This window comes from Robiginitalea aestuariiviva (genome assembly GCF_029537735.1).
Lineage (GTDB): Bacteria > Bacteroidota > Bacteroidia > Flavobacteriales > Flavobacteriaceae > Robiginitalea > Robiginitalea aestuariiviva.
The window spans coordinates 1,024,512-1,035,839 of sequence record NZ_JARPUQ010000002.1; the positions used below are offsets into that span (position 1 = coordinate 1,024,512).

The following is an 11,328-nucleotide window of genomic DNA, read 5'->3' on the forward strand; positions in this document are numbered from 1 at the left end:
GACCAGAAGTGTCAGGGCGGGCTCCCCTACCCGCTCCCCTGCCCTACCGGGCAGCCACGGGCTCCGAATAGGTGACCCGGTAGATGGCGTCCCCGAAATCGTCCGAGATCAACAGGGAGCCGTCCTCCAGGAAGAGCAAATCCACAGGCCGTCCAAATTGTTCCTGGGTTTTGTTGTCCAGCCAGCCTTCAATGAAGGGTTCATAGCCCACCGAAGTGTTGCCGTCCAGGCGCACCATGGAAATCCGGTATCCGGACTTCTCGCTTCGGTTCCAGGAACCGTGCTCGGCTATCAGCGGGTTGTTGCGGTATGCGGGCGGGAACATGTCCCCGGAGGCAAATTTCACGCCCAGGGGCGCAACGTGGGCCCCCAGGTTCTGGGCTGGGGCCACAAATTCATCACAGGAATGCTGGTCGCCGTATTCCGGGTCTGCAATGGTCCCTCCATGACAGAAGGGGTACCCGAAATGTTGCCCCACCTCGCTTACGCGGTTTAGTTCGCAGGGCGGGATATCGTCTCCCATCATGTCCCGTCCGTTGTCGGTAAACCACAACTCTCCGGTTTGCGGGTGCCAGGTGAACCCGACAGAATTCCGTACCCCATGGGCTACGATCTCCCGGTTACTCCCATCCGGGTCCATACGGGTAATGGAGGCGTATCGTGGGTCCGCCACGGCCGAATCGCAGATGTTGCAGGGGGCGCCCACGGGCACGTAGAGCTTGTCGTCCGGCCCAAAAGCGATATACTTCCACCCATGGTGGAATTCGGTGGGGTAATCGTCATAGACTACAACCGGGGCGGGCGGGTTTTCCAGTTTACTTTCAATACTGTCGTAACGCAGCAGGCGGCCCACCTCGGCCACATAGAGCGAACCCTTGCGGAACGCGATCCCGTTGGGGACGGACAGGGTGGAATCCAGGATCAGGATGCGGTCGGCCTTGTAATCTTTGTCCCGGTCCTGAATGGCGTATACGGTTTTATCGTTACGGGTGCCTACAAACAGGGTGCCGTCCTCCCCCATGGCCATGGAACGGGCACCGTCCACACTGTCTGCGTAGACCTCAATCTGAAACCCCGGGGGCAGCTTTAACCGATCCAGCGGAAGGTTGCTGGGGGCTTCTTCATACTGTACCAGAGGGGCTTCCACCTCCTTCTCTTTACAGGAATAAACGGCCACAACCAAAAGGGCCATAATCATGGATTTCAAGGGCATGTGCTTGAGGATCATCAGAAGTGTTTTTTTTTTGGAAGCCCTAAAATACGGAATCTTCAGCCAAATTGCATCGCCCTCCCATGGGAAAAGTGTTACATTTACATTTTATTGAAGTTCTCCATGTATCGTTTTATATTCCTTCTTGCGCTGGCGGCCTTGCACGCCGGGCTCTTAGGCCAGGAACCCCTTCAGGTAGCCCGGGTAAGCGGGATTGTGTTAGACGGGCATGTAGACGAACCGGCCTGGGAAGCCATTCCGCCCCTGCCCATGGTCCAGTACGAGCCCAATGCCGGGGCATCGCCTACGGAGCGCACGGAGATCCGCATTGGTTATGATGAGGATTATTTTTATGTATCCCTGAAGGGATACGACCGGGACCCGGACGGAATTCGTGCCACCTCCCTCTACCGCGACCGCATTTCCGGTTCCGACCACCTTGAGGTGATGCTCGATACCTATAACGATAACCAGTCCGGCTTTATCTTTACGACCACCCCGGCGGGTATCCGAAACGACCTGGCAATCTACAATGACGCCACCGGGGGTACCATCTCCTCTTCGAGTTGGGCCAACCGGGACTTTAACACCTTTTGGGACGCCGAGACCACGGTAACCCCTGAAGGGTGGTTTGCAGAGATCCGGATTCCCTTCAGCAGCCTGCGGTTCCAGGATACGGATGGGCGCGTGGTCATGGGTTTTACGGCCCAGCGGAAAATCGCACGCCGCCGCGAACGCCTGGTTTACCCGGCCATTGGCCCTATTACCAATTTTGCCTTCCTGCGGCCTTCCCTGGCGCAGAAGATTGTTTTTGAAGGCATCCGCCCCAGCCATAAGCTCTATGTAACCCCTTATGTGCTGGGCGGGCATGAACGGGTGCAGGAATTGAACGCGGCTGGCACAGGGTATACCCCGGCTGAAGACTTTAAACGCAATGCCGGTGCCGATGTAAAACTTTCGCTTACCAATAACCTTACGGCGGATTTTACCGTAAATACTGATTTTGCCCAGGCCGAGGCGGACGACCAGCAAGTGAACCTCACCCGTTTTTCCTTGTTTTTTCCGGAGAAGCGGCAATTTTTTCTGGAGCGGGCCTCCATCTTCGATTTTCGGACCGGGGGACTTAGCCGGCTCTTTTTTAGCCGCCGCATCGGACTTACCGGCGATGGCCGGCAGGTGCCGATATGGGGAGGGATGCGGCTAACGGGTCGGATGCAATCCTGGGATGTGGGTGTGCTCAATATGCAAACCCAGGCACTGGATTCCCTGCCTTCCGAAAATTTTGGGGCCCTTCGCCTGCGCAAGCGGGTCCTGAACCAGCATAGCTATATTGGCGGGATGTTTACCAGCCGCCTGGACGGACAGGGTCATGCTAACCTGGCCTATGGCCTGGACGGACTTATCCGCGTTGTGGGGGACGACTACCTGACGCTCCAATGGGCGCAGACCTTCGACAACCGGGACCCTATCGATGTCGGAGGGCTGGAAAACGGGCGCCTGGCTGTGGAATTAAACCGCCGCAGGCGCAAGGGCTTCGGGTATACCCTTGGGGCCATATATTCAGGAGCGGGATATGCCCCGGGGATCGGGTTTGTAGACCGTCGGGATTTTAAATACGGGGCTGTGGAAGTGTCCCATACCTGGCTGCGGGAGAAAGGGCCCTTTATCTGGCACCAGGGCAAACTTTTGGGCAACGCCTACCTGGCCAACACCGGGGGGGAGGTGCTCTCCTCCCAGACTGGCGCGGCCTGGACTTTCAGTACCCGCGGCCTGGATAGTGGGGAACTTTCCCTGGTACAGGCCTTCGAACGGCTGCCAGCTGAATTTCCGCTGGCACAGGGGGGGGTAATTCCGGTGGGCACCTACGACTTCCAGCGGGCCAAAGCAGCCTATACTATGGCCGTAGATAAAAAGCTGCGCACGGGGGTTTCCCTGGATATGGGTTCCTTTTATGACGGCAGGTTGCTAACCCTGGGGGTAACCCCTTCCTGGTATCAGTCCAAATACCTGCAGTTTAATCTGGAATACAGTTACAACCACGGGTATTTCCCGGCCCGGGACCAGCGCCTGGATTTCCACCTGGCTCGGCTGCGGGTGGGGACAGCTTTAAACCGTGAGATTTCCACCAATGCTTTTATGCAGTATAACGGGGCTGGGGACCTGCTCACCTTTAACGTGCGCTTCCGCTGGAATTTCAGGGAAGGACAGGACCTGTGGGTGGTATTCAATTCCGGACGCAATACGGACCGATGGGCCATACAACCGAGGCTACCGGCCTGGCAGTCGCGTTCCTTCCTGGTGAAATACACCCATACGTTTATTTTTTAAAGAAGCTCAGGCGCCAAGTTAAAAGCATGGCGGTCCTACCCTACTACTAAAAGGGATCCCTGAAGTTTTCCAATCATTTTTTTGGCCAGGCTGCGGTTCACCCCTTTCGGAATACAAAAAAGTCCGGTAGGCACCTTATCCGCAAAAGCGGTCAGGCGTTCCAGGGCATCCCCTTCATCGGTAAACACGAAATGGTTTCCTGACACCCGGGTTTGGGGTAAGGAGTCCTGCTTTACGCTAAAATACCTCATGGCATCGGATTCCATCTCCAAAAGGGCATCCCAGGGCTCCAGCTCAATTTCTCCCCGGTCTGCAAATACCCCAACAGTTTCACTGTGCAGGCCTTTTTCCAGATCCACGATGAGCACCGATCCCCGGGCTTCCTCCAAGACCCATTCCGTAAGCCGGTCGCCTAATAAGCCGCCGAGTTTCGGGCGGCGGCGCCCCAACACGACCACATGAGGGTTGCTCTCGCGAATGGTTTCCCGTACCCCGGAACTGATATGGGAGTAAATCAGGTTACAGGTGGCAGGAACGGGCAGGTCCTTACACAGGGCTTTCAGTTGCTCCGCGGTATTCCCGTAATCCTGGTAGAGTTCCTTCTTGGCCGAGAACTGGTTGTCCTGGCGAATGGCTTTGGCCGGCTCTTTAACGTGCAGGACGGCAAGGGGAACCTGCATTTTCTCTGCAATGCGGGCTGCCTGGTCCAACAAGATGCGGCTACTTTCATCTAAGGTGGTCAAGGCAAGGACGCCCCTGTTCGTATTCGAGTTAGGCATAGTTCGGTTTTAGGATATGTCCTTAATATAATCAACTGCTGGAAATGGCTTCGGGTTTTAACCTTTTCTTGACATGTTTACCGAAATTCCGCTCCGAATTAAAGGCCCCTTGGAAGGCTAGTCTGTCTTCCGGGAAAACGGGTGGGGGTTTTGTTTTGCCGGTATGGTTAAAAATGTGTGTTTAACACTATATTTGAGACTTAAACCAACCGTTTACCATGAAAAGTCCTTGCCTATCCCTGTTTGTGTGGATTTTTGTTCTTTCCGCTTCCCCTGTGCTTGCCCAGAATTCCAGGCCCGGAGACAGCCTTGCTTCCCGTCCCGCTTACCAGGCAGTGCGCCTGGAAAACGAGCCCCAGGTAGATGGGGATATCCTGGGAGACCCCGTTTGGCAGGCTATCCCGGCCATTGAGGATTTACAGCAGATCCGCCCGAATTACGGGGCTCCGGTAAGTGAGCGGACGGCAGTACGCATTGCCTACTCCCGCAGCACATTTTATGTAGGGGTGGTGTGTTACGACAAGGATCCGGATAAAATCGTAATCTCGGATTCCCGCCGCGATGCCGACCTGAACGACGAAGACAGCTTCCTCTTTATCATCGATACCTACCATGACCGGCAAAACGGTTTCCTTTTCGGAACGAACGCCCAGGGCATGGAATACGATGCCCAGATCGACAATGAGGGTAAGGGAAATTTTAACGCCAACCGCCAGCAGGGCGGGGTTATTGGGGGTACCAATCTAAACTGGGATGCCACCTGGACCGTGAAGACCCAGGTGGGCAACTACGGGTGGAGTGCCGAATTTGCTATTCCTTTGCGCTCCCTGCGGTTTGCCTCCGGCGACCTCAAGACCTGGGGTCTGAACTTCCAGCGCAACATCGCCAAGAATACCGAAACGGCGTTCTGGGCCAACCTGCCCCTGGGCTTTGACCTGAAGCGGATTTCCCTGGCCGGGCAGCTCACCGGGCTTAGCCTGCAAAACCCAGGGAACCTGAAACTGATTCCCTACGTTCTGGGGCAGGCGGTGCGCGATCAGTCTGTATCCCCTACCGAAACGGACACCCGGGCGGATGCCGGGCTTGATGTGAAATACAGCGTAACCCCCAGCCTCACCCTGGACCTCACTTACAATACGGATTTTGCCCAGGTAGAGGTAGACGACCAGCAGGTCAACCTGGACCGGTTTAATTTGTTCTTCCCGGAAAAACGGGCATTCTTTTTGGAAAACGCCGGGCAATTTACCGTAGGCAGCCCCGGAGAAGTAGATCTGTTTTTTAGCCGTAAAATTGGGCTTTCTGCAGATGGAAGCGTGGTGCCCATCATTGGGGGTGGCAGGCTCTCGGGCAAGGTGGGGAGCACCAACATCGGGTTGCTCAGTATGTTTACCGAGGCTGTTGAAGGCTCCGGGATAGAGGAAAACAATTTCTCTGTGGCCCGGGTAAACCACAATTTTCCCGGGACGCGCTCGGCCCTGGGCGGCATTTTCATTAACCGGGCCGGTCTGGGTAGTGCCCCGGACGATTACAACCGGGTGTATGCCGTGGATGGCAAATGGGGGATCGGGAACAAGGCAGAGGTGACGGGCTTCCTGGCCAAGAGCCTTACCCCGGGGATCGATTCACGCGACCACGCCTTTAAACTGACGGCCAATTACAACTGGGCCGGATGGAACCTCACGGCCGGCTATACCGAGGTAGGCGAAGGCTTTAACCCCGAGGTGGGCTTCCTGCAGCGGACGGCCTTCCGCAAACCGGAATTATTGATTTTCAAGGCCCACCGCCTTAAAAATGCCGGGAATTTCCTGGAAATACGCCCCCACACCTCCTATAGGGGGTATTGGAATTTCCAGGACCAGCTGGTCACGAGTTTCTGGCACATCGACAACCACTGGGTTTGGCGCAGCGGCTTTGAGGTACACACCGGCATCAATTTAACGGCAGAAAACGTCTTGCAGCCTTTTAACCTCGCCGGGCTTCCTGTGCCTGTGGGGTATTATAACAATGAAGAACTGCAACTGGTGGTCATTACCAACCCCAACAATGCCTTTTCCCTGAGCACCCGGACGTTTATCGGGGGGTATTTTGACGGGAAACGCATCTCCAACAGCGGGACGGCCAACTTCCGGGTGGGCGACCGTTTCAATTCATCCCTCACTTTCAGCCACAACGATATCAAACTGGGCAGCGGGGATGTGACCGCCCTGGTCGGGGGGTTGCGCCTCTCCTACTCCTTTACGCCAAGGATGTTTATACAGAGCCTGATCCAGCGCAACAACGTCTCGGAAATCACTTCGGTAAATGCCCGTTTCGGGTGGCTGCAGAATGCGAATACCGGACTGTTTGTGGTGTTCAACATCGTGAAAGACGATAATTTGCTGGACGCCCTGAATAACCAGGTGCTCACCATTAAATACACCCACCGGTTCGATCTGGTGAAATAATCCCTAATGGGCTTTGCTGCGGAACCACCGGGACCTGATCGGGTTGCGGTGTACGTTGATGAAGTAGACCCCGGTAAGCAGGATAACAGCGGCCACAACGGACTGGGCGCTAATGGTTTCGTCCAGGTAGAGCCAGCCAAAAAGCATGGCCACAATGGGGTTTACATAGGTGTTGGTGGACACCTTTTCCGGGGAGACGGTTTTCAGCAGGAAATTAAAGGCGGTAAAGGCGGCAATACTGCCAAATAATATAAGCAGCAGCATAGACCAGTGGGTTTGGGCCTGCCAGTCCAGGGGATTGGTCCAGGTTTCCCCTAAGGCCCAGCTCATCCCCATCAGCATCACCCCGCCGGTGGCCATCTGGTAACCTGTATTAACAAAGGTATTTCGCGGCAGGTCTGCCGTTCCCACAAAAAGGCTGCCATAGCCCCAGGCCAGCATGGCCGCAAAAATCATGGCCACCCCTGCCCAGGCGTATTGATCGCGGATTACGGCGTCCTGGTTTACCAAAAGGTAAATCCCCAGGATGCCCAGCAGGATGCCGATCATGGACATAGGGCGGATGGCCTGCCCCCGGATACCCCACATCATCAGCAGTACAATCAGGGGCTGGGCCGAAATCTCCAGGGCTGCAAAATTGCTGTCCACGTATTTCAGGGCCCAAACCACTACCCCATTCCCGAAGCTTAAAAACAGGAAACCGGCCACGGCTGTATTCCACAATTGCCGCGGGGTGATCTTCAGGCTTTTGCCCATGAGGGCTGCCAGGCCAAAAATAAGGACGCTGGCAATCGTGAACCGGAACCCGGCCAACATAAAGGGCGGCAATTCAGAAACAGCTACTTTGTTGAGCAGGTAGGTAGATCCCCAGATCACGTAAATCGCAAAAAACGACAACAGGACCAGGATGCGCTGGGAGCGGTTTTCCATTCCGCAATATTAGCACATTCCCGGATGCCAAAAGATAACCGGCACTGGGAATTTCCTCCTGTTACGTAACAATGAAGGCATGTTGTTCGTCTTTGGGGTAAAGGCAACCGATATGAAAGCCCTGAATATGCAATTCGACTGGCGAAGCCTGAGGTATACCCCAGCAGAGGGATGGCGATTTAAGCGCATGTACCAGGTTCGGTTACAGACCACCCCCATGGCTTAACACCCATTCACATCCTTTTTCGAATGTTTAACGATAATACAAGATGTTTAAACATTAAATTAGAAGGTAATGACTCTCATTTGCCTAATTTTGAGGTGTTTAACTGAAAAAATAAGAAGCAGATGAAAAAGATTACGATCGGGGCCCTGGCCCTGACCACCCTGCTGGCCCTTTCCTGCGGCCAGTCCCAAAAGAATTCAGAACCCACGGCCAGTCTTGCCCAGAACCAGGAAATGGCGCAAGAGGCCTGGAATTCGGACCCTACCCTGGTAGGCGTAGCCAGTAACAACGAGCAATTCTCTACGCTGGTGGCTGCAATCGGGGCCGCAGACCTGGCCGGCACCCTGAATTCCCCAGGGCCTTTTACCGTCTTTGCTCCTACCAATGAAGCATTTGAAAAATTGCCCCCGGCTACCCTGGAAAACCTGTTACAACCAGAAAACCGTTCGAAACTGATTCAAATCCTGACCTACCATGTGGTGCCGGGAAAATATACGGCAAGTCAGGTGATGGAGGCTATCAAGGCCAATAACAATGCCTTCCCGGTAGAAACCGTGGAGGGATCAGTTATTACCCTGAGCCTGGAAGAGGGCGCCGTGGTCCTGACCGATGCAAAAGGAAGTACCAGTACCGTTACCACGGCAGACGTAGAGGCATCCAATGGGATTATCCACGTTATTGATACTGTGGTGCTGCCTTAGGGTTTGCCGGTATATCCATTAAAAAATCGCCCCGATCCGGGGCGATTTTCTTTTTCATAGCATGTGTTGAAATATGATGGGGTCAGACAGTAAGCTGAGGCTTAAGGCGGGATTCCACCTTCCTTTTGATTTCCGTGAGCCGTTTCATTACATCCATCAGATGCTGGTCACGGTTCTTCTTATAAACCTCGTTGATCTCCAAAATAAGATTTTTCAGATCGCGGGAGGCCTGAACCCTGTCGCTGGTCGAAATCCGAGACCATTTCCGGTTCTCAAACTCGCTGGCTTTTTCCAGTAATTCCATATGGGTAAGGATTATATTTAAGGTTTACGAGGTCAAGATAGCCAATCCCATCACATGTTTAAAATGATTAACAAAAGTTTAAACATCCCATACAGAAAGACATTCTGTTTCTGCGGGTCAATGCATGTAACTCCCTGCATTTACATCTACTACGGTACCGGTGGCATGGTCCATCTGCCCGGAGCACATAAAGCCAATCAGGGGGGCTACATCTTCCGGTCGGGTTAGGGTATTCAAGGCAATTTCGTCCAGGACACGCTGCTCCCCGTGCTCGGCAATAAAGGCCTCGGCCATGGCCGTACGGGTAAACCCGGGGGCCACCACCATGGCGGTAATGTTCTCTTTTCCAAAGGAACGCGCCACCGATCGCGCCAGGGAGGTAAGCCCGCCTTTAGAGGCCGCATAGGCCAGGTAGGCATCGGTTTCGCCCCTGAAGGCCGCACGGCTGCCAATATAGATCAGGCGTCCCCCACCCTGCGCGCGGAAATGCAGGATGGCCCTGTGGGTCAGGAGCCCTGGGGCATCCAGGTTAATGGCCAGGGTTGTTTTCCAGGTTTCCCACCAGGCTTCCGGGGTCTGGGAAGGCAGATGGGACAGGAACACGCCGGCATTGAGTACCACAGTATCGATATGTCCGAGGGCCGTTACGGCTGTATCCCAGAGCCTGGCGACTTCTTCCGGCGCCTCCAGGTTGGCCTGCAGGGGTACCCCCTGGCTTTCAAATCCTTCCAGGAGCTTGAGGGCGGCCTCCTTATTACGATTGTAGTGCAGCCCAACGCGTGCACCCTGCTCCAGCAAATAGCGGGCAATGGCCGCGCCAATGCCCTGGGAAGCACCGGTAACCAGTATGTTTTGTCCGTGAAGATCCATGTTTGCATTTTCCCCGAAGGTAGGCAGTTTACTGCATTATTCCAATGGGATTCTCCGTACAGCATAAGCCTTGTCGATTCCTTTATAGTCCCCGGGGTTACCCCCCTGCACTACCCGCTTTAAGGCATAAATATGTTAAAAATTGCTTAAGATGGTACCTTTTTATGCAAGGTACTGTAACAATTTAAAAACTCAACCGTCTTATCAGTGTAACCGCAAAGGGAAGAAGCCATGAAGGCACAGGCAAAACATCTTGAAATCAAACAGGTCTTCTTCCTGGGATTCGGATGGAACACCTCCCAGGCCGCGGTAAAACAGAAAAACATCATCAAAAAAACATATCGTCATGAAAACCTCTTTTAAATCTACACCCACCGATGCCCGCAGATTTACCTATTTCTCAAGCTTTAAGGGCAGCCCCAGGGTACGTTGGTCCGCCAGCAGGAATTATACTTCCTAAGGCCGTCAAAACAGCAACGATCTCATCATCATCATCAAAAAACAAACAGTCATGAAACCTTTTTTCAAACAAACGCCCACCGAGTCCCGGAGATTTTCCTACTTCTCCAATTTCAAGGACAGCAAACGCGTGCGGTGGACCGAGAGCAGGCATTACGTCTACTAGTCCACCCCGAAAACGACAAAGGCCCGGAATTTCCGGGCCTTTTTTTATTTGGTAAACCGCGCTCAGAGCGTTATTGGCTCCTGTGCGCCGTTCGGGTAAGTGAGCATGGCCTGGTCGTCGCAGGTCCCGTCACCCAGGTCTACGGTAATGGCCAACCCGTTCTTGGAAAGTTCCAAAACGCCGCTTACCAGGTAGCCACAGCCAAAATTTCCGGTCAGGGGCTCCTGTACCACGGCGCTGTACAGGTTGTTGTCCATACTGATGTTCCAGGATCCGGTAATGGTAAACGTGCTCTCTGCCAGGGTATTGCCAAAGTAGAATGCCACAGTTTTATTGCCGGTTTCCGAAATCACGCGTTCATCCGGAAGGGTAACCGTCATGTCGCTGGTCACGTCTATGGTGATGTCGGCCGCGCCACCGGTAGTCAGGGTGTAGGTGCGGGTACCGTTTAATTCGACGTCGTTTACAAAAAACGCTTCAAAAACGGCGGTAAAGGAAGCGGTTTCGGCCTGTAAATCATACGTGACCGTTAGGGTTCCATTGGCATTATCCGTTCCATTGAGGACACAATTGTTAAAGACGGCTACAAAACCGGTATCGGAATAGGTAACCTCATAACAGGCCGGAAAGGATTTTCCGGAAGCCGAATTGCCGTTCTGATAGATTTCTGCCAGGGCTGCGTCTGCTGCACCGGTCCATTGGTCCGTGTTCATAACGGCCTGGAATTCCACCTGGGTCAGGCGGGCCTCCTCCGGGATTATCAATTCATCTGCATCGGTACTGCAGGCCTGCAGCACCACTATTCCAACCATCAGGGACAGTACCTGCCCGATTTTAAGGGATTTGCCAATCATTTGGGTGCGATTTTGCGTTTATCCCTATAAAACGCCGTGTACTGCCGAATTAGTACC

The 11,328-nt window shown here is 54.0% G+C and carries 11 protein-coding genes; 5 read left to right on the forward strand and 6 right to left on the reverse strand.

Annotation, left to right across the window (positions count from 1 at the left end; all coding sequences use genetic code 11):
* Positions 1-43: 43 nt before the first annotated feature.
* Positions 44-1,228 carry a PQQ-dependent sugar dehydrogenase gene (locus OZ410_RS11320; protein ID WP_277708075.1) on the reverse strand — a complete coding sequence of 395 codons (1,185 nt, stop codon included), beginning with the start codon at positions 1,226-1,228 and terminating at the stop codon, positions 44-46.
* Between the two features lie 105 nt (positions 1,229-1,333).
* On the opposite strand from OZ410_RS11320, the gene OZ410_RS11325 reads away from it, so the two are divergent.
* Positions 1,334-3,538, forward strand: a complete 2,205-nt coding sequence (locus tag OZ410_RS11325; protein ID WP_277708076.1) for a carbohydrate binding family 9 domain-containing protein — start codon at positions 1,334-1,336, stop codon at positions 3,536-3,538.
* 35 nt (positions 3,539-3,573) lie between these two features.
* Here the strand turns inward: OZ410_RS11325 and OZ410_RS11330 are convergent, their stop codons facing one another.
* A complete protein-coding gene (locus OZ410_RS11330; RefSeq protein ID WP_277708077.1) occupies positions 3,574-4,317 on the reverse strand; it encodes a universal stress protein in 744 nt (247 codons plus the stop codon).
* 218 nt (positions 4,318-4,535) lie between these two features.
* Here OZ410_RS11330 and OZ410_RS11335 point away from each other — a divergent pair, with 218 nt between their 5' ends.
* The gene (locus OZ410_RS11335; protein WP_277708078.1) at positions 4,536-6,761 is read left to right on the forward strand and encodes a DUF5916 domain-containing protein; all 2,226 of its coding nucleotides are present in this window, start codon (positions 4,536-4,538) and stop codon (positions 6,759-6,761) included.
* A gap of 3 nt (positions 6,762-6,764) precedes the next feature.
* Here OZ410_RS11335 and OZ410_RS11340 read toward each other — a convergent pair whose 3' ends face one another.
* A complete protein-coding gene (locus OZ410_RS11340) occupies positions 6,765-7,691 on the reverse strand; it encodes an EamA family transporter (RefSeq protein WP_277708079.1) in 927 nt (308 codons plus the stop codon).
* Positions 7,692-7,770: 79 nt separating this feature from the next.
* Between OZ410_RS11340 and OZ410_RS11345 the strand changes: the two genes are divergently transcribed.
* Both OZ410_RS11345 and OZ410_RS11350 read left to right on the forward strand, forming a co-directional pair.
* The gene (locus OZ410_RS11345; RefSeq protein ID WP_277708080.1) at positions 7,771-7,917 is read left to right on the forward strand and encodes a hypothetical protein; all 147 of its coding nucleotides are present in this window, start codon (positions 7,771-7,773) and stop codon (positions 7,915-7,917) included.
* Between the two features lie 122 nt (positions 7,918-8,039).
* The gene (locus tag OZ410_RS11350) at positions 8,040-8,618 is read left to right on the forward strand and encodes a fasciclin domain-containing protein (RefSeq protein ID WP_277708081.1); all 579 of its coding nucleotides are present in this window, start codon (positions 8,040-8,042) and stop codon (positions 8,616-8,618) included.
* Positions 8,619-8,700: 82 nt separating this feature from the next.
* Here OZ410_RS11350 and OZ410_RS11355 read toward each other — a convergent pair whose 3' ends face one another.
* Together OZ410_RS11355 and OZ410_RS11360 are read right to left on the reverse strand one after the other, a co-directional pair.
* On the reverse strand, positions 8,701-8,922 hold the full coding sequence (locus OZ410_RS11355) for a hypothetical protein (RefSeq protein WP_277708082.1): 222 nt from the start codon (positions 8,920-8,922) through the stop codon (positions 8,701-8,703).
* Positions 8,923-9,039: 117 nt separating this feature from the next.
* Complete coding sequence (locus OZ410_RS11360) at positions 9,040-9,792, reverse strand: SDR family NAD(P)-dependent oxidoreductase (RefSeq protein WP_277708083.1); 753 nt, start codon at positions 9,790-9,792, stop codon at positions 9,040-9,042.
* A gap of 231 nt (positions 9,793-10,023) precedes the next feature.
* Between OZ410_RS11360 and OZ410_RS11365 the strand changes: the two genes are divergently transcribed.
* A complete protein-coding gene (locus OZ410_RS11365; RefSeq protein WP_277708084.1) occupies positions 10,024-10,155 on the forward strand; it encodes a hypothetical protein in 132 nt (43 codons plus the stop codon).
* 324 nt (positions 10,156-10,479) lie between these two features.
* Here OZ410_RS11365 and OZ410_RS11370 read toward each other — a convergent pair whose 3' ends face one another.
* Complete coding sequence (locus OZ410_RS11370) at positions 10,480-11,271, reverse strand: hypothetical protein (protein WP_277708085.1); 792 nt, start codon at positions 11,269-11,271, stop codon at positions 10,480-10,482.
* Positions 11,272-11,328: the final 57 nt, after the last annotated feature.